Source organism: Geomonas sp. RF6 (assembly GCF_021044625.1).
Taxonomy (GTDB): Bacteria; Desulfobacterota; Desulfuromonadia; order Geobacterales; family Geobacteraceae; genus RF6.
On sequence record NZ_CP087999.1, the window covers coordinates 632,224 to 650,956 of the forward strand.

General features: G+C 62.8%; 18 protein-coding genes. 12 read left to right on the forward strand and 6 right to left on the reverse strand.

What is annotated here, in order from left to right; all coding sequences use genetic code 11:
- The first annotated feature begins 104 nt into the window (after nt 1–104).
- The 12 genes from LPW11_RS02700 to LPW11_RS02755 all read left to right on the forward strand — a co-directional run bounded on the left by LPW11_RS02700 (nt 105) and on the right by LPW11_RS02755 (nt 12,085).
- The gene (locus LPW11_RS02700; RefSeq protein ID WP_230996590.1) at nt 105–2,357 is read left to right on the forward strand and encodes a thioredoxin domain-containing protein; all 2,253 of its coding nucleotides are present in this window, start codon (nt 105–107) and stop codon (nt 2,355–2,357) included.
- Nucleotides 2,358–2,425: 68 nt separating this feature from the next.
- Nucleotides 2,426–2,893: a nucleoside 2-deoxyribosyltransferase gene (locus tag LPW11_RS02705; protein ID WP_230996591.1), complete on the forward strand. Its 468-nt coding sequence runs from the start codon at nt 2,426–2,428 to the stop codon at nt 2,891–2,893.
- A gap of 231 nt (nt 2,894–3,124) precedes the next feature.
- Entirely contained in the window at nt 3,125–3,592 is a 468-nt protein-coding gene (locus LPW11_RS02710; protein WP_230996592.1) for a hypothetical protein, read from the forward strand.
- Nucleotides 3,593–4,112: 520 nt separating this feature from the next.
- The gene (locus LPW11_RS02715; protein ID WP_230996593.1) at nt 4,113–5,510 is read left to right on the forward strand and encodes a cbb3-type cytochrome c oxidase subunit I; all 1,398 of its coding nucleotides are present in this window, start codon (nt 4,113–4,115) and stop codon (nt 5,508–5,510) included.
- 17 nt (nt 5,511–5,527) lie between these two features.
- Nucleotides 5,528–6,388, forward strand: coding sequence for a cbb3-type cytochrome c oxidase subunit II (locus LPW11_RS02720; RefSeq protein WP_230996594.1), 861 nt, complete (start codon nt 5,528–5,530; stop codon nt 6,386–6,388).
- A 1-nt stretch (nt 6,389) separates the two neighbouring features.
- A complete protein-coding gene (locus LPW11_RS02725; RefSeq protein ID WP_230996595.1) occupies nt 6,390–6,530 on the forward strand; it encodes a hypothetical protein in 141 nt (46 codons plus the stop codon).
- A gap of 51 nt (nt 6,531–6,581) precedes the next feature.
- Nucleotides 6,582–7,046, forward strand: coding sequence for a c-type cytochrome (locus tag LPW11_RS02730; RefSeq protein WP_230996596.1), 465 nt, complete (start codon nt 6,582–6,584; stop codon nt 7,044–7,046).
- Nucleotides 7,043–8,260, forward strand: a complete 1,218-nt coding sequence (locus LPW11_RS02735; protein ID WP_230996597.1) for a 4Fe-4S dicluster domain-containing protein — start codon at nt 7,043–7,045, stop codon at nt 8,258–8,260. The genes LPW11_RS02730 and LPW11_RS02735 overlap by 4 nt, the downstream gene beginning before the upstream one ends.
- Nucleotides 8,261–8,275: 15 nt before the next feature.
- Entirely contained in the window at nt 8,276–8,701 is a 426-nt protein-coding gene (locus LPW11_RS02740; protein ID WP_230996598.1) for a FixH family protein, read from the forward strand.
- Nucleotides 8,698–11,112: a heavy metal translocating P-type ATPase gene (locus LPW11_RS02745; protein WP_230996599.1), complete on the forward strand. Its 2,415-nt coding sequence runs from the start codon at nt 8,698–8,700 to the stop codon at nt 11,110–11,112. Before LPW11_RS02740 ends, LPW11_RS02745 begins: the two co-directional genes overlap by 4 nt.
- Nucleotides 11,105–11,248 (forward strand): cbb3-type cytochrome oxidase assembly protein CcoS, encoded by a 144-nt coding sequence (ccoS, locus tag LPW11_RS02750; RefSeq protein ID WP_230996600.1) that lies wholly within the window; start codon nt 11,105–11,107, stop codon nt 11,246–11,248. The genes LPW11_RS02745 and ccoS overlap by 8 nt, the downstream gene beginning before the upstream one ends.
- 156 nt (nt 11,249–11,404) lie before the next feature.
- Complete coding sequence (locus tag LPW11_RS02755) at nt 11,405–12,085, forward strand: sulfite exporter TauE/SafE family protein (protein WP_230996601.1); 681 nt, start codon at nt 11,405–11,407, stop codon at nt 12,083–12,085.
- 322 nt (nt 12,086–12,407) lie between these two features.
- Here LPW11_RS02755 and LPW11_RS02760 read toward each other — a convergent pair whose 3' ends face one another.
- The 6 genes from LPW11_RS02760 to LPW11_RS02785 form a co-directional block, all read right to left on the reverse strand.
- The gene (locus tag LPW11_RS02760) at nt 12,408–13,082 is read right to left on the reverse strand and encodes an ABC transporter ATP-binding protein (protein WP_230996602.1); all 675 of its coding nucleotides are present in this window, start codon (nt 13,080–13,082) and stop codon (nt 12,408–12,410) included.
- A gap of 17 nt (nt 13,083–13,099) precedes the next feature.
- Nucleotides 13,100–14,260: an ABC transporter permease gene (locus tag LPW11_RS02765; RefSeq protein ID WP_230996603.1), complete on the reverse strand. Its 1,161-nt coding sequence runs from the start codon at nt 14,258–14,260 to the stop codon at nt 13,100–13,102.
- A gap of 20 nt (nt 14,261–14,280) precedes the next feature.
- The gene (locus LPW11_RS02770) at nt 14,281–14,748 is read right to left on the reverse strand and encodes a DUF2318 domain-containing protein (protein ID WP_230996604.1); all 468 of its coding nucleotides are present in this window, start codon (nt 14,746–14,748) and stop codon (nt 14,281–14,283) included.
- A gap of 237 nt (nt 14,749–14,985) precedes the next feature.
- Entirely contained in the window at nt 14,986–15,948 is a 963-nt protein-coding gene (locus LPW11_RS02775) for an HD-GYP domain-containing protein (protein WP_230996605.1), read from the reverse strand.
- A complete protein-coding gene (locus LPW11_RS02780) occupies nt 15,945–18,224 on the reverse strand; it encodes a GAF domain-containing sensor histidine kinase (RefSeq protein WP_230996606.1) in 2,280 nt (759 codons plus the stop codon). Before LPW11_RS02780 ends, LPW11_RS02775 begins: the two co-directional genes overlap by 4 nt.
- 101 nt (nt 18,225–18,325) lie before the next feature.
- Complete coding sequence (locus LPW11_RS02785) at nt 18,326–18,730, reverse strand: response regulator (RefSeq protein ID WP_230996607.1); 405 nt, start codon at nt 18,728–18,730, stop codon at nt 18,326–18,328.
- Nucleotides 18,731–18,733 lie beyond the last annotated feature (3 nt).

The window sequence follows — 18,733 nt, forward strand, 5'->3', positions numbered from 1 at the left end:
TCACCACCGCATGCACCACGCTACCCAATGCTGCTACAATTTCTGGTAGAGCCGTAGCTGGTAAATCCCCGTGCACAGAGAGTCTGCAACCGTGGAGATGGATCATGGAAAGTGAAATGAAAAGGCGCTACCCTCCCCTGCCAGGGACAGAGGGGACACCCGCCCCTCCGGCCGAGGAATTGGAGGCGCTGCGCCTGAAGCGCGGCGAAGCGTACGAGCCGCGGACCAGACACCTCATGGAGGACGGCTGGGCACGATACACAAACAGGCTCTTCCTGGAGAAGAGTCCCTATCTTTTGCAGCACGCGCACAACCCGGTGAACTGGTTCCCGTGGGGGGACGAGCCGTTCGAGCTGGCGCGGCAGCTGAACCGTCCGGTACTGGTGAGCATCGGGTACGCGACCTGCCACTGGTGCCACGTCATGGAGGAGGAGTCGTTCGAGAGCGAGGAGATCGCGAGCTACCTGAACCAGGAGTTCATCGCGATCAAGATCGACCGGGAGGAGCGTCCGGACCTCGACTCCATCTACATGAACGCCCTCCACGCCATGGGGCACCAGGGGGGGTGGCCCCTGAACGTCTTTCTCACCCCCGACCGGAAGCCTTTCTACGGCGGGACCTACTTCCCCCCGAGGAACCATACCCGCGGCATCGGCTTCCTCTCTCTGCTGAAGCTCCTGAAGGATGCATACCTGCGCGAACCGGGGCAGGTGGAGGAGGCGGGGCGGCAGCTCACCGAGGCGGTGGGACGTATCCTCGCTCCTCCCCAAGGGGAAGGAGTCCCCTCCCCTGCACTGCTGGCGAGCACGATGAAGCACTACAAGGAGACCTTCGACCCGGTGCACGGCAGCCAGCGCGGCGCGCCGAAGTTCCCGAGCACTCTGCCGGTGCGGCTTCTCTTTCGCCAGTATCTGGCGAGCGGAGACCGAGAACTCCTGGAGATGGCGACCCACACGCTGCGCCGGATGGGCGCCGGGGGGATCTACGACCAGGTCGGAGGAGGGTTCCACCGCTACGCCACCGACGAGGGTTGGCTAATCCCCCACTTCGAGAAGATGCTTTACGACAACGCCCTTTTAGCCGTCGCCTACCTGGAGGGGTACCAGCTGAGCGGCGACGAGGAATTTGCACGCGTCTCACGGGAGATCCTGCGCTACCTGCAGCGCGACCTCGCCTCCCCCGAAGGGGCCTTCTACTGCGCCACCGATGCGGACAGCCCGACTCCCGGCGGCAAGAGGGAAGAGGGGTATTTCTTCACCTGGACGAGGGAGGAGTTGCTGCGGATCCTCGGGCGCGAGGAGGCGGATCTTTTCAGCGCCTCCTTCGGTGTGACTGAGAGGGGAAACTTCGAGGGGCGCTCTATCCTGCACCTCCCGAAGCCGCTGCCAGAGGTCGCGGCGCAGGTGGGGAAGAGGGAGGAGGAGTTGCGCCGCACCCTCACGGAGGGGAAGGAAGTCCTCTACCAGGAGCGAAACCGCCGTCCGCGGCCGCTGCGCGATGAAAAGATTCTCCTTTCCTGGAACGGGCTCGCCCTCTCCGCATTTGCCCGGGGGGGATTCGTGCTCGACGATGACGACTCCCTCGCCCAGGCACGCCGCACCGCTTCCTTTCTCCTCGAGCGGCTGACTCTCCGCGGCAGGATGACCCACAGCTACCAGGAAGGGGAGCCGAGGGGAGACGCCTTCCTCGACGATTACGCCTTCTTCGTCGCCGGCCTCATCGATCTCTTCCAGAGTACCGGCGAGGCGGTCTGGCTGAGGCACGCCCTGGAGCTGGAAAAGGTTGTCCATGACGATTTCGCGGACAGCTCCGGCGGATTCTTTCTGACCGGAAAGGATCACGAGAAGCTCATCGCCCGGGAGAAGCCCGCCTACGACGGCGCGGTTCCCTCCGGAAACGCGGTGATGACCATGAACCTCCTGAGGCTTGCCGCCCTCACTGGGGATGAGTCGTTGCAGAAAAAGGGGGAGGCGGCGCTCGCCGCATTCTCCCCGATCATGGCAGGGAGCCCCGCGGCGGCCACGGAGATGCTCCTGGCCCTCGACTTCCACCACAGGGAAAAAGCTCAGCTGGTGGTGGTAGCCCCTGCAGGGAACCGGCGCGCGGCAAAGCCGCTGCTGGACGAAGTGCGGCGAGCATTCCTTCCCGACACGGTCCTCATTTCGGTGACCGAAGGGGAAGAGCTGGAGGATCTGGCAAAACTCGCCCCCCTGGTGGCCGGGAAACAGGCGGAGGGGGAGCGTCCCGTCGCCTATCTCTGCCGTACCGGCCGCTGCCTCGCGCCGACCGTCGACCCCCGAAACCTTGCGGCACAACTCCGTGGCGGAGGGGGCTCCTCCCCCCTTGCGCAAAGGTAAGGGGTGCGCTATAAATCTCGCTACCGGATGCACGGGGCACCGGCGGCATCACTAAAGGAGTAGCAGCAATGAAGAGGATGTACCTTGCGTCGCCACTTGGATTCTCCCCCGAAAACGCGCCATACCTGAACCGCATAAAGGTAAAGGTGGCGAGCCAGGGGTTCGAGATCTTCGATCCGTGGGAACAGAAGCACTTCGCATCAAAAATTTCGGCGGCTCTGAGCGAGCCTGACTTCGCAGCACGGATCGCCGCCTTCAGGGAAATCTCCTCCAGGATCGGCTCGTGCAACGAGGCGGGGATCAGGGGGGCTGACGTCGTCCTCGCGGTTCTTGACGGCGCGGAAGTGGACTCCGGCACCGCGAGCGAGATCGGCTTCGGCTGCGCCCTCGGGAAAAAATGCTACGGGCTGCGCACCGACCTGCGCGACTCCGGAGATTTCGCCGGCATCCCGGTGAACCTGCAGGTGCTGCACTTTATCGAGCGAAGCGGCGGGAAGCTCTTCCGCCAGATAGATGATATTTCCATACCGTTCTGACGTACTCTGACGTACCGCGAGACACCGCTGCAACTGCAACCCGACCACGGAGCAGTTGCAGCGGACTCGCGCCTCCGCAGTGCCCCCTCCATTCCTTTAACTTTTCAGTGTCGAAACCTCCATTACCTGCCCATCCGCTCCCCTACCTTGAGTGTGGGGCGCACTGCTGTAAAATCGTAGCGAAACATTAATAGAATCACATGTAATCATCCGGCTGTCCGGGAGGGCGTTATGACTACCGCCAGGTACTGCTTCCTCTTCATGGTCGCCGCAGCTGCAGCATCTGCTACAGATCCCGCAACCGCCACCCCCTTACCCCCCCCTCTACAGGAAGTTGCCCCCCCTGCGGCTGTCCCCCCGGTACCTTTGAGCGACGGGGAGCGCGGCGCCAGCCAGTGCAAGACGATGACCCTTGTGACCAGAGGGGTCGTGGCTGAAGCTGGAAAACGGCTCCTCGAACTGGAAGTGCGCAACAGTGGCGAACGCGCCCTCTCCTCCGAGCTCATGGTCGACCTGATCCAGAAGGGAGAGGCCGTGGGGCAGTTTAGAGCAGGTCTTCAGGACATTGCGCCCGGGAATTCAGTTCGCCACCGGATCGACCTGACCGAGCTCCCCGCCGGTACCTACCAGGCTCTTGCCATCGTGCAGAACCGGGATGGCGACATCTCGGGGAGCAGGGAAATCCTGGACTTCGAATAGCCGTCCCACCAGTTCCCAAAGCGTCAGAATTGTGACGACGCACGCTCTTCAAATGCCTGAGCGGGTAACATGCCGATAAAGGTGGATAATTTTGACGCCCTCCTGCTAGATCCTTTACTAGCAAGCTTCCGCAATCAACAGTGCTGTGGATAACTCTGTTGATATCTCCGGGAAGGCCCCCTTTATCTGCAATATTTTCATGATAGTTTAGCATTTTGCCTATTTTTTAATCATCCCGTAAACGGAGTTGCACCCCTCCTGACGCAGAGCCCCCTCCCCCACCGTAAACCTTCTTCTGTCACAGCACTTTCCCCACTCTGTCTGCCACCAGATGCAGTCAAAGGAAATGGAGGCAACGTGTTGATACCTGCTCTCCGATGATAGGCATAAAAAATTTGCCCCAACTCTGCTGTTGAGAAGAAAACTACAAAGTAGCGGCTATAATCGTATCGGTTCTCTGCCTTGCCAGTGGGTCCCTACGGCTATGACTCAAGGTGTTTTGCAATGTCAGGAGGTGGTCATGCTGCAAAAAGAGGTCTACGCGGACGACGTGGTAAAAGGATTCATCATCTCCAGTATCGTCTGGGGTGCCGTCACGGTTCTTCTCGGCGTGCTGATCGCCCTCCAGCTTTCACACCCCCAGTTCAACATCCCCCCCTACTTCTCCTACGGCAGGCTGCGCCCGATACACACCAACGCGGGGATCTTCGGCTGGGGGGTCGGGAGCTTCATGGCGTTCTTCCTGTACATCACCCAGCGCCTGGCAAAGAAGAGGCTGTGGAGCCCAGGGCTCGCCCGGGTGCAGCTTTGGCTCTTCAACATCGTGATCGCGCTGGCGGCGGTGACCCTCCTCATCGGGATGAACAGGTCGAAGGAGTACGCCGAGCTGGAGTGGCCGGTGGCGCTCCTCGTGGTGGTGCTGTGGGTCATCTTTGCGGTGAACATCTTCATGACCATGATGAAGCGACGGGAAGACCAGATGTACATATCGCTCTGGTACATTCTCGCCGCTCTCGTCGGTGTCGCCGTCCTCTATATCGTCAACAATGCCGGGATTCCGGTGTCCCTCGGAAAGTCGTACTCTGCCTTTGCCGGGGCCAACGACGCAAACGTGCAGTGGTGGTACGGACACAACGCGGTGGCAATGGTCCTCACCGCGCCGCCGCTGGCCATCTTCTACTACTTTCTCCCCAAAACGACCGGCGAGCCGATCTACAGTCACCGCATGAGCGTCATTGCCTTCTGGAGCCTCATCTTCATGTACCTGTGGACCGGGGCGCACCACCTTTTGTGGACGCCGGTTCCGGACTGGGTCCAGACGCTGGCGATGGCCTTTTCGGTCATGCTGATCGCCCCCTCCTGGGCCGCTGTCTTCAACGCCTACTTCTCCATGAACGGGCAGTGGCACCAGATGCGCGACAACTACCTGGTGAAGTTCCTGATCTTCGGAGTAAGTTTCTACGGGCTGCAAACGCTGCAGGGTCCGTCGCAATCGATCCGCACCTTTTCCGCCTTCATCCACTATACAGACTGGGTCCCCGGGCACGTGCACATGGGTGCGCTGGGGTGGGTCTCGCTCGTTCTCTTCGCCGCGATCTACTACACGCTGCCGCGGCTCTACGACAGGGAGATCTACAGCATCCCCCTGGCAAACCTCCACTTCTGGCTCGCGGTGACGGGTCAGCTCATTTTCTCCATCACCCTGTGGATCGGGGGGGTGCAGCAGGCGAGCATGCTCGAAGCGACCAATCCCGACGGCAGCCTCCACTACAGCTTCATGGAAACACTGGTCGAGCTCTACCCCTACTGGCACATCCGGGTGCTGGGAGGGATCATCTACCTCCTGGGGCTCCTCGTCTTCATCTACAACATAACGAAGACCATTACCGGCGCTGCGCCTGCCGTGCAGAAAGCCTAAAGGAGGGGGACGGACCGATGCTCTACAAGAATCCGATAGTATTTCTCCTTGTCGCCGCCGCCACCGTGATGGTCGGAACGGTCGTCACCATGATCGTCCCCTTTCGCTGGATCAACGACCCGAAACTGAGGATCGCGGAGGTGAAGCCATACACGCCGCTCCAGCTGGAGGGGCGTGACATCTACATCCGCGAGGGTTGCAACAACTGCCATACCCAGACGGTGCGGCCGCTCCTCTCCGACACCGAGCGCTACGGCGAGTATTCGAAGGCGGGGGAGTTCGTGTACGACCAGCCGTTTCTCTGGGGATCCCGGCGCACCGGCCCTGATCTGGCGCGGATCGGCGGGAAGTACCCGGACGCCTGGCACTACACGCACATGGCGACCCCCCAGGCGATGGTGCCCCGGTCGAACATGCCCGGGTACGCATTCATGAAGAGGCCGCTCGACACGAGCCTCACGGAGAAGAAGATGCGGGCGCTGCACTTCCCGTACAGCAGCACCGATCTCGAATCGCTGAAGGGGAAAACGGAGATGGACGCCATGGTCGCCTACCTGCAAAAGCTCGGCAACGACATCCCCTGGCGCAAGGCTGCCCAGACCATGGTAACAGGGGAGTTGCACAACCCCTACCTCGACAAGGTGACGGTGCTCCCCGAAGGAAAGGAGCTGTACGCCAAAAACTGCGCGCAGTGCCACGGAGCAGAACTGAAAGGGGGAGTCGGCCCGAGCCTTGTAGACATGGACCAGCCGGACAGCCGCGTCTTCCAGACCATCTTCGCAGGGACGCAAAGTGGGATGCCCCCCTTTGGAGAGACACTCGGGAAGGACCGCATCTGGAAGATCGTCACCTTTATAAAGTCCACCCACAGGCACTGATATGATCTGGGCGAGCGTGTACTACCTGGGAACCACCATCCTCCTCTTCGTGATCTTTGCGGCGATCGTGAGAAGGACCTACAAACGAAGCGAGAAGGAACGGCTCGAAGGGCCGAAGTACCGGATGATGGAAGACGAGTGACGAAGTGGAGTCCGGACCGGCGACGGCAAAATGGAGAAAGGAGACGGTTGCATGTCAGATCACCACAGCTTCGACTACGACGGCATCAAGTACCGCATAGAGAGCAGGCCCCCTCTCGTCTTCACGATCCTTTTCTCCGGTCTGGTGCTCTGGGCGCTCGGCTTCATGGGGTACTTCCTCTTCAGCGACTGGTCCTCCGTCGGGGAGTACGTGCAGGAAAAGAAGGCAAATGACGCGCTAAAGGCCGCAAGCGCGGCGGCGGCGCCGGTGAAGGTCGCGCCAGGGGACCCGCAGGTCGGCGCAGCCGTATTCGCGGAACGGTGCGCGGCCTGTCACGGGGCGGACGCGAAGGGAAAGATCGGCCCCGACCTCACCAGAAAGGATTACAAGTACGGCAAGTCGGAGGCAGCCATAACGGAAAGCATCTCCAAGGGACGCCCCGGCGGCATGCCCGGTTTTGGTGACCTTGCGCCCGAAAAGATCGCCGGGCTGGCCGCCTATCTGCTCCACCTGTGACAGGTCGGAAGAAGGGATGCTCCCTGCTGGCACCGAAGAGGAGAGGGGTTCAACTTCTGTGCGCCCTCCTTTTCCTCGCGCTCCCGGTGGTGCCGCTCAATGGCGACTCCCTGCTGCGTCTCGACATCGGCACGCGCACCCTCCATGTCTTCGGCGCCACCCTTCGCATCGTGGAGTTCAGGCTCCTCCTCGTGGCGGTCCTCCTCCTGCTCTTCGCATTCCTTCTCATGACGATGGTGCTCGGCAGGGTCTGGTGCGGCTGGTTCTGCCCCCAGAGCGCGCTCTCGGACCTCTCCGAATGGCTGGAGAAGAAGCTTTCCCGGACGGTGCACAGCCGGTGGGTGCGGGGGGCGCTGCGGGAAGGGTGCCATGCCGCCCTCTCCTTTTTCATTGCCGCAGTCCTCCTCTGGTACATCATCCCGGCGGGAGAGTTCCTGAAAGGGGTATGGTCCGGGACCCTTCCGCGGGTAGCAGGGTATTCCTTCCTCCTCCTCGGCAGCGTCACCTATTTGAACCTCGCCCTCATGCGCCGCCACTTCTGCAAGATCGTCTGTCCCTACGGCCGTCTGCAGTTCTTTACCATGGACCGAGGGACCCTTACCCTTCTCTTCGAAGACCCGGAGGGCTCGTGCATCAGGTGCGGGAGCTGCCGGGGCGTCTGCCCCATGGGGATAGACATCAGGGAGGGGACCCAGGTCGCCTGCATAAACTGCGGCAGGTGCCTCGACGCCTGCCGGGGGGTCATGGGAAAGAAGGGGCGCCAGGGGCTGATCAGCTACCGTTTCGGGAACGGGAGAGAAGCGGGGAGCGTCTGGGGGCGCAGGTCCCTTCTGGCCGCGGCGGTAACAGCCCTCTCCCTGACCCTTGTGGCGGGGATCATCACGCGGCCGGAAGGAACGCTGAAGGTGCAACACGCACCGGGGGCGGCGGTGAAAAAGCTTCCGGGGAGCGTGGTGAACTTCTATATCGCCTACCTGGAGAACCGGGGGACGCAGCAGGAGCGATACAGACTGGCCCTGACGCCGGTGCCCGGAATCCGTTGCGAACTCCTCGGCCCGGTGCAGGACCTCGTCGTCGGCGCGAACGACAACAGGAGGGTCGATTTCGCGGTGCAGGTCTCCCCGACTCCACCTGAGGGGAAAGAACTCGAATTGCACCTCATGCGCGGGGGAGCTGACATCGCCAGGTCGCGACTTCCGCTCCTCACGGAATAGCTGTAAGGAGAAGAAATGAAAGAGTCCACGATCCCGCCGTTCTGGCGTTTCACCATGGGGCTTATGATGGGGAGCCTCCTTGTCGTCAGCGCCGGCAGCTTCATTGTGGCGGTACGGCATCCGGCAAAGGTGGTCGACCCGCACTACTACAGCCACGGGCTGGAGTACGGCAGGGAGGGCGGCGAGGCCCGCTGGCTCCTCGACGCAGTCGTGACGCCGGATGCTCTGGAGATCCGGGTGACGGATGAAGCCGACGCGCCGGTGACCGGCGGGGTGGTGGCGTGCCAGGTTGCGGATGCAGGGGCCGTGACCTTCACCGAAAAAAGCCCCGGAGTGTACTCCGCTCCCAAGGCGCTCCTTCCGACAGGGGAAGTGCGCGCAGTCGTGCGCTTTACCAAGGGGAAGGAGCACAGCACCAGAAGGATGGTGCTAATCCCGTGACGGAGACCTGTTTCCATTGCGGTGCCGGGATACCGGCAGGGTTGAAGCTGGAGGAGCGGGTAGCTGAAAGGGTACTCTCCTTCTGCTGCCGGGGGTGCCACGGCGCCTACCTTCTCATCAGCGGCGCCGGGCTTGACTCCTTCTACGCCCGTCGCGACCGTGCCGACGCAGGGCCCGTATCTCCCCCCGCCCCGGCAGATTACGACGAGAGCGCCTTTGCCTCGTCGCTGCGTCCGAGGGAGGGGCTCCTCTCGCTGGAGGCGAGGCTCGACGGGGTGCGCTGCGCCGGCTGTGTCTGGCTGCTGGAAAAGATGATCGGCCGCCTTCCGGGAGTGGCGCAGGTGCGCGTAAATTATGCGACGGCGCGCGCCTCGGTCCTCTTCGATCCCGCCGAGGTGACCGTGCGCGAGATCGTCACGCGGGCGGCCGAACTCGGCTACCCCCCCCGCCCCTGCCTCGACTCGGAAAGAAGCGAGAGCACACGGCGCGAGCGCACCGAACTCCTCTTCAGGTTCGGCACCGCCTTCTTTCTCACCATGCAGCTCATGGCCTATTCTTTCGCCCTCTATGCCGGATATTTTCAGGGAATGACCCCGGACATGAAGCGCTGGATGCAGATCTTCTCCCTTATCGTCACCACCCCCGTGATCTTTTACTGCGGCTCCCCCTTCCTCGCCGGGGCGTGGCGAAGCGTCCGCAACAGGGCGCCGGACATGGAGCTCCTGGTCGCCGTCGGCGCCCTCTCCTCCTACGGTTACAGCATATACGCGACTCTCGCCGGGGAGGAGGTGTACTTCGAGACCGCGGCGATGATCATCACCCTCATTCTCGCCGGAAGGCTTCTGGAAAACGCAGCGCGTAGCCGGGCGGCGGGGGGGATAGAGCGCCTCCTGCGCCTCGCCCCGGACCGGGTGAAAAGGTTGCGAGACGACCGGCTGGAAACCGTTCCCGTAGCGGAGCTGCACCCGGGCGACCTGATCCTCGTCTCCCCCGGAGAGCGATTCGCAGTCGACGGAACTGTCGAGGAAGGAGCCACCGAGGTCGACCAGTCCCCGACGACCGGGGAGCCGCTCCCGGTCCTGAAGAAGCGCGGCGACACCGTCTGGGGCGGCAGCAGTAACCTGACGGCGGCGGTACGGGTGCGCTGCGAAAAGAGTGCGGAGGACAGCTTTCTGGCCCGTGCTGCCCGTCTCGTGGAAGAGGCCCAGAGCCGGAAGGCGCCGATCCAGGGGAGTGCCGACAGGGTGGCTGCCCACTTTGTGCCGCTCGTTCTTATCCTCGGCGGCGCCACCTTCTGCTGGCACTACGCCGCCGGCGGCAGTACCTTCCCCGAGTCCCTCATGGCCGCCCTTGCCGTCCTCGTTATCGCCTGTCCCTGTGCCGTGGGGCTTGCCACCCCGACAGCGATCGCGGCAGGGACAGCCGCGGGAGCCGCCTTCGGCATCATCATCAAGGGGGGAGATGTGCTGGAGCGCCTGAGCGCCGTCACCGCGGTTGCCTTTGACAAGACCGGCACGGTTACCTCCGGCAAAGCGACTGTCGAGGGTGTGGCCCCTGTCGCGGCAGTCGCTCCGGAGAGGGTGGTTACCCTTGCCGCAGCCGTCGAGGAGGGGTCGTTGCACCCCATAGGGCGCGCCATCTGCGACCATGCGCGGCGGCAGGGACTGATGCACCCCGTGGGGGAGCAGCTATTCACGGTGCCGGGAGGTGGGGTGCTGGGGAGGGTCGGTCCGGAGAAGGTGCTGGTGGGGAGCCTCCCCTTTCTCATCAGCAACGGAGTGGAGGGATCTCCGGAGAAGAGTGCCGCCGCCCCCGGGATAACGACAGTGCACGTCGCCTTCAATCAGCGCTATGCCGGAGCGATCAGCGTCAGCGACCCGGTACGTCGCGAGGCGCAGGCGCTCGTTTCGTACTTCAAGGGTCACGGCATCCGGACGCTGCTTCTGAGCGGGGACAGTTGTCAGACGGCTGCGGGGGTGGCGAGACAGGTGGGGATAGAGGAGGTGCTGGGGGAGTTTTCCCCGGCGGCCAAGGCGCGCCACCTGGAGGAACTTCACGCGGCGGGGGAGACGGTCCTCATGGTGGGGGACGGCATAAACGACGCTCCCGCCCTTGGTGCCGCAGCGGTCGGGTGCGCCGTGGCCGGAGGGACAGACATAGCGATCGAGACTTCCGACCTCGTGCTGGCGCGCCCGGACCTTGAACGGCTGGCGAGGGCGCACCGCCTGGCGCGGCGGACGATGAGCGTAGTGCGTCAGAATCTTCTGTGGGCCTTCGTGTACAACATGGTGGGGATACCGCTTGCCATGAGCGGGCGTCTGACCCCCGTCTATGCCGCGGCAGCAATGGCTCTGAGCTCGCTTTGCGTGGTCGGAAATTCTCTGAGGCTATTGGGGGGAAGGAATGGATGAATCGCTCTTGCTATTGATGCTCCTTTCGCTTCTCCTTGGCTCGGCCTGCTGGCTCGTCTTTCTGTGGGCGGTGAAAAAAGGGGAGTTCGACGACATCGAGCGGCCGAAGCATCGGATGCTCGACGATGATGAGTAAGCGGCTGCACTACCCGGCCGTTACCTGTAGGCCGGGATAAGCCGTAGGCGTTCCCGGCATATCTCCGGCACCTGCCGGAAACGCTGCGCTTATTCGGCCCACATTCCACCCCGCGTTCCCGGCAAAAAACCGAGCACCGCGAGAAAGGATCCTTCAATGACCGTCATCTGGCTTTCACTTCTTGCAGGGCTCGCCGGCAGTTTCCACTGTATCGGGATGTGCGGCGGCATCGTTGCCGCGCTCTCCCTCAGAGGGGAAGACTCGTCCCTCCGGCACACCCTTCACCGCCAGATCTGCTACCACTCGGGGCGAGTCACCACCTACACCGTACTTGGCGCCGCTGCCGGATGGATCGGAGGCTCCCTCAACGCCTCCGTCCTCAACTCCGCCTCCTCCTGGCTCTTCATCGCCGCCAACCTCTGCGTCATCGCCGCAGGCCTCGGCACCGCGCTGAAACTGGACCGCCTGAACCTCTCCGCACTCGAAGGTGCCGGAGGGCGCCTCCTGGCCCGTCCCCTGCGGCGAGTCATGACGAGCACCTCCCCTCTGGCGGCTTTTCCCCTGGGGGCGATCCTCGGTTTTCTCCCCTGCGGCCTCGTCTACGCACCACTTCCCGCCGCAGCGGCGGCGGGGACTCCGCTCATGGGAGCCGCGATCATGGGTGCCCTCGGGCTCGGCACCACCCCCGCTCTTCTTCTTTGCGGCGGCGCGTCTTTTGCCGCCTCCGGCGCCGTGCGCGGGGCGATGGCGCGCTGCGCGGGGGTCGCGGTGGCACTTATGGGCAGCGCCGCACTCTGGCGCGTCCTCAGCAGAGCCTGCCCGCACTGCGGATTGTAAGGGGGAGAGTGGACCAGGAACAAGTACGTTGTTGCCACGAAGCAGTGCACGAGCCCTCCCGTCCCCCCCTTTGCGAAGTTTCATCCGCAAATTCAGGGGAAACTCGACCAGACCGTCCCCTCCCCCTTGGCGGGGGAGGGACAGGGTGGGGGGGAAGGTGCCACCAGCCCACCATATGGCAGCTTCACCCACCCCCTGCCCCCCTCCCGTCAAGGGAGGGGGGATCTTCAAGACGCTGGCTCCCAGGAATTCCCGGATGATCCTTCGCGAAGGGGGGGCGTTTTCAAGGAGGGGTTGGGTACAAAGGGAGAGGGAGTGCTCCTTACAGACCTGCTACAACCACGCCGTCTTTCAGGTAGATCGTGCGGTCCGAGTAGCGGCAGTTATCAGGATTGTGCGTCACCATGACCACGGTCTGCCCCGAGTCGTTCAGCTCCCGGAAAAGCGCCATCATCTCGTCGCTGGTCTTCGAGTCGAGGTTCCCGGTCGGCTCATCAGCAAAGAGGATGTGCGGCGAGTTAACCACGGAGCGCGCTATCGCAACCCTCTCCTGCTCGCCGCCTGAGAGCTGGCTCGGCAGCCTGTCCGTCTTCTTCCCGAGACCTACCCGCTCCAGCGCCGCTTTGGCGGCAGCCTTCTTCTCCGCAGGCTTCATCTCCGCGATCACCAAGGGGAGCATGACGTTCTCCAGCGCAGTGAGGTACGGGATGAGGTGAAAGGACTGGAAGACGAAGCCAAGCTTCGTGGCGCGGAAATCGGCCAGCTTCTCCCCCGGGAGGTCGTACAGCTTCACTCCGGCGATCTCCACCTTTCCGCTGGAGGGGTGGTTCATCCCCCCCAGCACCGACAGCAGCGTGCTCTTCCCGGAGCCGGACTGCCCCATGATGGTGACGAACTCTCCGCTCTCTATGGCGACGTTGATGCCGTTTAGCGCCTGCACCGTGTCCGCCCCGCTCAGGTACTCTTTTTTCACATCGTGCACTTCTATCAAAGCCATTGAAATAACTCCCGTATCTAGAGCGCCCGCAGCGCTTCGGTGGGGTCCATGTTGGAGGCGTGCAGTGCGGGGTAAAGGCTCGCGAGCATCCCGAGGAGGAGACTGAGACCGACCGCGCCATAGGCCACCGTCGTATCCCATACCAGGAGCGCCCCCTTGCTCTCCGCCATGAAGGGGAGGGCAAGCTTCGCACCGGCCATTCCCGCTCCGTACCCCAGCACCCCCGCCAGCAGGCTTATCAGCGCCGCTTCCAGAAGGATGATGCGCATGATGTGGCTCTTCCTGAAGCCGATCGCCCGGAAGACGCCGATCTCCACCGTGCGCTCATTGACGCTTCCCATCATGGTGACGAAAACGATCAGCGAGCCGATGAGGACAACCACACCGGCCATGGCGTAGGAGAAGCGCTTGAACTGGTCGAGCGCACGCAGCCTCCCCTCGACGACCTGCTGGATGGCGCTGACCTTCACCTCCGGCAGCTTCTCGGCGATCTGATTCACCATGTCGGAAATCGGGCACCCCGAGCAGAGCGCGGCGACCTCCACGAGGGTGATCTTCCCCTTCTTGCCGAGAAGCTCCTGCGCCTTCCCGAGCTGGGCAAAGACGAGGGCGTCGTCCTGTGAGCCGGTCTGGTCAAGGACCCCGGCGACCTTGAAGCTCTGACCTTTTATCTCCAGGGTGTCACCGGGCATGACGTTGAAGACCTTCGCGGCGTCGCTCCCCAGAAGAAGATCGTGCGCCCCCTTCGGCGACTCCCCGAAGACCTTCCACCACTGCTTCAGGCGCAGTTCCTTCTCGAAAAGGACCCCCACCAGCATGGCGTCGTGGGTCCCCACCCGCACGCTCCCGAGGACCTTAGGAGCGATGGCGGAGATGTTCTTGCTGTTCTTGATGGTGGCGATCTGCGCCAGGTCCTCCTCCCGGATCTCCTTCTGGTCGAAGGTGACCGCGCCGAGGCTGATGCCGCCGTAACTCATGGAGAGCCCGCTGCTTTGCGGAGTGAGCAGGATGTTTGCCCCGAACTCCTCCATCTTCCGTTCGATGTCGCCGGACATGGAGCGTGTCAGGGTAACGAGGGTCACGATGGTGGCTATCCCCACCATAAGGCCGATAGTGAGGAACGCCATCTTCCCCTTGCGCCGCTTCAGGTTGTTTACCGATATGTTGTGCAGTTTCATGCGGTTTTTTCCCGTCCTCTCTAGAAGAAGCGCTCTCCGGTTCTCAAGTCGGTCACCTTCACCGTCACGTTTTTCGCGTCCACCCTGGCAGGGAGGGGGGAGGGGTTGCACCCCCCCCCGGACTCGGCGCCGATGCGGGTGATTTCGAACTTCTTGTTGCAGTTCTTGCAGGTCATGGCGGTGCCGTCCTGTACGTACCCTTTCTTCTCATGGAAGCAGACGTCGCAGGCGTCAAAGGCGGTGTGCAGCACCCCGTCCGTCCCCTTCACGATGAAGAACTTGAGGTCCTTCCCTTTCTCCGACCAGGAGTAGAAGTGCGCCTTCCCGTCGGAGACCTTCGCAACGGGGATGATGACCTCACCCCTTACCGGCTGCACCTTCTCATGCTTCCCGAGGCCGGGGAGGGTGAAGGCGAAAGCGGTGGCGCAGACAAGGAGGAGTCCCACGGTGAGACCTCCCCATTTCAGGTTATTCGACGTCCTTTTCATGTTACCTCCGTAAGTTCTCGTGCCGAGTCGGCACTAGCGTGTGCCTTTGAAAAAACTCCCTTGGCAATACAAGTTGCGTGCCATGGGGTGGGTATGGCGTGGAGCCGCACCAGAGGGGGCGTGACGGAACAGGGAAAGGTTGTGCAGCTGGAGAGTGAGGAATATTCCGCAGGTCGTGTGGAATTTTGTACAGCGATTGCAGCGGCGGGGAGAGCGCCGCAGCAGTCCGGTCGTGGTCTATGCCACCTCGTCCCTGTAGCGCTGGCGCACCGCCTCGAACTCCTTCTCGCCGACGTTCAGAAACGCCTCCACCGCTGCCGGATCGAAGTGGCTGCCGCTTTTCTCCCGGATCAGCCGGGAGGCTTCCCGGTGGGTGACGGCGCTGTGGTAGGGGCGGTCGGAGGTGACGGCATCGTAGACGTCAGCCACCATGAAGAGGCGCGCCCCGAGCGGGATGGCGTCGCCGCGCAGGCCACGGGGATAGCCGCTCCCGTCCCAGCACTCGTGGTGCGCGTACACGAGCTCCGCCGCCTCCCTGAGGAAGGTGATCCTCTTCACGATACCGTACCCGACCTCCGGGTGCCGGCGCATTACCGCCCACTCCTCGCCGGAGAGCCCCTCCCTCTTCAGTAGAACATGATCGGGGACGGCGATCTTCCCCACGTCGTGCAGGAGGGCGCCGAAGCCGATGTCGCGCACCTCCTTTTCCGGAAGATCAAAGGTGCCGGTGAGAAGCTGGGTGTACTCACGCACCCGCTGCGAGTGCATCCGCGTGCTGTGCTCCCGGAGATCGAGAGCGGAAACGAGGGAGAGAAGGGTCTCTTCGTTGGCGTTGGCGACCTCCCCGAGAAGGAGGCGCTGACGCTCCAGGAGCCACGCGGGAACGAGCCCCACCACCCAGAAACTCGCCAGCTCCCCTATCAGGGTCGCCTGCTCCATGAGGCTCCCCGGCCAGTTGAGGGCGCTGTGGACGCAAAAGATGGCGCTTACGAGGAAGGCAAAGGATATTGCCCCGCGCACCCCGAACCACGCCGCGGCAATGAGCGGCGGGAGGTAAAAGAGCTTGCGCAGCACGATATGCATCTCGTGGTAGTAGAGGGGCTCCGTGGGGAGCATGAAGTGCATGAGGGCGGTGACGCCGGTGAGGAGAAGCAGAAGCGCCATCCTCTTCCGTTCCCCCTTCTCTGTCAAAAGAGTCATGGTCCCTCCGCATCGATGGTCGCCGATCCGGCGACCTTCACCTGTATCGTGAATTCGGCCCCCTCCCCCACGTTGCGGGCGGTTACCTTCCCCTTCAGGTTCTTCTCGATGATGTTCTTCGCCATGTACAGCCCTATACCGGTCCCCTTGTCCGGCCCCTTCGTGGTGAAGTACGGATCGAAAATCTTCTCGAGGATCTCCTCCGGAATGCCGCCGGCGTTGTCGGAGACGCGGACGACGGCGCTGCTCTCCTCGGTCTCCACCGCTACCGTCACCCTCTTCTCCCGCCCCGCGTTCCTCTCCAGGAGGGCGTCCCTCGCATTGAAGAGGAGGTTGAAAAGGACCTGCGAGAACTCGTTCTGGTATCCGGTAATGACGGGGTCACCCCGGAGATCGACCTGCAGCTCGATCTCCAGCGCGGCGAAGCTCTCCCGCACCAGCGACAGCGTCCTCTCCAGCACCTCCCGGACGTGGAAGGGGATCTTCTCCTTGTCCGGCCGCACGAGGTTTCTGAAGTCGTCGATGGTGCGCGACATGTAGGTGATCACCTCCATCGCCTTTGCCACCGTCTCGTCCAGGTACTCGGAGGTGAAGGTTCCGATGTCGTACATGACCGGAAGCTCCTGCACCATCAGCCCGAGGACGTTCAGAGGCTGGCGCCACTGGTGGGCGATGTTGCTGAGCATCTCCCCGAGGGCTGCCTGGCGGCTCTGCAGGATCAGCATCCTTTCCTGCTCCCTCAGCCTTTCCAGCGCCTCGATGCGCCCCTCGGTCTCCACCGCGACCGCCCGGTACGCCTCCTGCAATTCCTGGTTTTGCAGGCTCAGCTCCTTCTGGCTGCGCAGCAGCTCCTCGGTCCGCTGCGCCACCCGCATCTCCAGTTCCTCCTTCCCCTTCTTGAGATCCGCCATGAGCTCCGTGTTGCGGATGCTGATCCCGATGACGGAGGCGATCCCCATGATGAGGCTTATGTCGCTCTCCATGAGCGGCTTCTTCCTCTTCACGTTGTCGACCGCCAGTACCCCTACCGACTCCTCTTCGATGATGATCGGAGCGCAGATGAAGGAGGAAGCACCAAGCCCCCTCTGCAATGCGAAACTGCGGCGGGAGATACCCTCGTCCCCGTTCTCCAGGCTGTTCACCAGGAAGGGGCGCTGCTCGCGGAAGGTTCTGGCGAGGATGGTGAGGGCGCGTGGCCGGTCCACGCGGAACGGGAGGCGGCTGATCCGGTGCAGCTGTGCCGCGCTGTAGCCGAAACTCCCCTGCACCTGCAGTCTCTCCCGGCCCCGGTCCGAGAGGAGGATCATGCCGCGGTCGTAATCGAGGCGCCGCGCCATCGCCTCGATGACCCCCGAGAGGACCTCGCGGGTGCTGCTGTAGCTCCCGAGGCCGCGCCCGATCTCGTTCAGGAGGAGCGCGTTGTTGTAGTTCAGGTCGATCTGGGTCAGGAGCTCGTCGATCGACTCCCTGGTACTGTTCACACTCGCTCTGAGGGCCTTCTTCTCGCTCCGTTCCGTGAAGATGGCGATGATGAGGGCAAGGCAGAACGATGCGAGGAGCACCTCGCGCAAAAGCACCCAGGTCCCGAAGAGGACGGTGATCAGGTTTGCGAGAAGAAGGACGATGAAGGCATAGTCCCTGAATTTGCGCAGGTAGCCGAAAAAGGTCTTCTCCCAGGTCACCACATAGCGGCAGACCGGGTCGCCGCGGAACATGCACTCCGGATGCTGGACCTGGGGGAGGTGGATATCCTGGGGGAGCCGCAGGACATCGGGGATCTTTCTGTTGAAGATGAGAACGATCGCCTCGAAGAAGCCGATGCGGTTCTCGCACTGGAACGGGCGCTCCAGCCCCGGCGCGACGGGGGTGACCACGACCTCCACCTTGTTGGAAGAGATCTTTCGCGACTCGTAGCGGGAGGACCTGGTGATGTTCGCGCTGGCGCTGTTGATCATCTTGAAGGTGCTCGCCGCGTCGATGAGCCCCAGTATGTAGTGCCTCATCGCCCCGAGCGCCACGGGGGATGCGGCGAAGCGCCCCGCCTCCCTGGCGATGTGCGGGTTGCCGGTCAGCTGCACCAGCTTCTCGTGGAAGCGGTCTACCTGGTTCTGGGTGAACCAGTGCGACTGGTCCGCGACCTCGTACTCCTTGATGCCGGCGTAGCTTAAGAGCTCCTTCAGGTCGACGTAGCTGTACTTGCGCTTGATTACCTGCAGGTAGGAGTTCATGATCCTGCTGTTGTAAAGGGGGGTGTTTCTGAGGCTCGGCCGTTCCATGAGCCCTCCGATCCAGCATCGCCCCGCCTGCACCGGGCGTCGTACCTTTTGCCTTCCGGCTCCAACCCCTCCTTTATACCAACGCACCGCCCCGGGTAGTTTCAGGCTATGCCGTGCTCCCGAAGCGTCTTTTCCAGATCCTCCCTCGTCAGAGGCTTGTTGAGATAGGCGAGCACGTTCAAATCGCTGCAGAGCTTCAGGTCGCTGTCCTCTATGGAGGAGGTGATGACGATCACCGGCACGTTCTTCAACCTCTCCTGCGAGCGCATCATCTTCAGAAGAGCTATGCCGTCGATCTTCGGCATCTTCAGGTCCAGGAGGACGAACTTCGGCAGGGCACTGCTGTCCCGCCCCTCGAAACGCCCGGTGCCGAGGAGATAGTCGAACGCCTCGGCTCCGTCGCGGGCGACGACGACGTTTTGGTAGTTCGACTTCCCGAGGAGGCGCAGCGTCAGGATCTCATCGAACCGGTTGTCCTCCACGAGGAGCACCGCGGCATCACTCATGAC

Excerpts from the sequence above, each read along its gene's own strand:
- LPW11_RS02700 (WP_230996590.1), top strand. The coding sequence starts at position 105 with ATGGAAAGTGAAATGAAAAGGCGCTACCCTCCCCTGCCAGGGACAGAG.
- LPW11_RS02705 (WP_230996591.1), top strand. The coding sequence starts at position 2,426 with ATGAAGAGGATGTACCTTGCGTCGCCACTTGGATTCTCCCCCGAAAAC.
- LPW11_RS02710 (WP_230996592.1), top strand. The coding sequence starts at position 3,125 with ATGACTACCGCCAGGTACTGCTTCCTCTTCATGGTCGCCGCAGCTGCA.
- LPW11_RS02715 (WP_230996593.1), top strand. The coding sequence starts at position 4,113 with ATGCTGCAAAAAGAGGTCTACGCGGACGACGTGGTAAAAGGATTCATC.
- LPW11_RS02720 (WP_230996594.1), top strand. The coding sequence starts at position 5,528 with ATGCTCTACAAGAATCCGATAGTATTTCTCCTTGTCGCCGCCGCCACC.
- LPW11_RS02725 (WP_230996595.1), top strand. The coding sequence starts at position 6,390 with ATGATCTGGGCGAGCGTGTACTACCTGGGAACCACCATCCTCCTCTTC.
- LPW11_RS02730 (WP_230996596.1), top strand. The coding sequence starts at position 6,582 with ATGTCAGATCACCACAGCTTCGACTACGACGGCATCAAGTACCGCATA.
- LPW11_RS02740 (WP_230996598.1), top strand. The coding sequence starts at position 8,276 with ATGAAAGAGTCCACGATCCCGCCGTTCTGGCGTTTCACCATGGGGCTT.
- ccoS (WP_230996600.1), top strand. The coding sequence starts at position 11,105 with ATGGATGAATCGCTCTTGCTATTGATGCTCCTTTCGCTTCTCCTTGGC.
- LPW11_RS02755 (WP_230996601.1), top strand. The coding sequence starts at position 11,405 with ATGACCGTCATCTGGCTTTCACTTCTTGCAGGGCTCGCCGGCAGTTTC.
- LPW11_RS02760 (WP_230996602.1), bottom strand. The coding sequence starts at position 13,082 with ATGGCTTTGATAGAAGTGCACGATGTGAAAAAAGAGTACCTGAGCGGG.
- LPW11_RS02765 (WP_230996603.1), bottom strand. The coding sequence starts at position 14,260 with ATGAAACTGCACAACATATCGGTAAACAACCTGAAGCGGCGCAAGGGG.
- LPW11_RS02770 (WP_230996604.1), bottom strand. The coding sequence starts at position 14,748 with ATGAAAAGGACGTCGAATAACCTGAAATGGGGAGGTCTCACCGTGGGA.
- LPW11_RS02775 (WP_230996605.1), bottom strand. The coding sequence starts at position 15,948 with ATGACTCTTTTGACAGAGAAGGGGGAACGGAAGAGGATGGCGCTTCTG.
- LPW11_RS02780 (WP_230996606.1), bottom strand. The coding sequence starts at position 18,224 with ATGGAACGGCCGAGCCTCAGAAACACCCCCCTTTACAACAGCAGGATC.
- LPW11_RS02785 (WP_230996607.1), bottom strand. The coding sequence starts at position 18,730 with ATGAGTGATGCCGCGGTGCTCCTCGTGGAGGACAACCGGTTCGATGAG.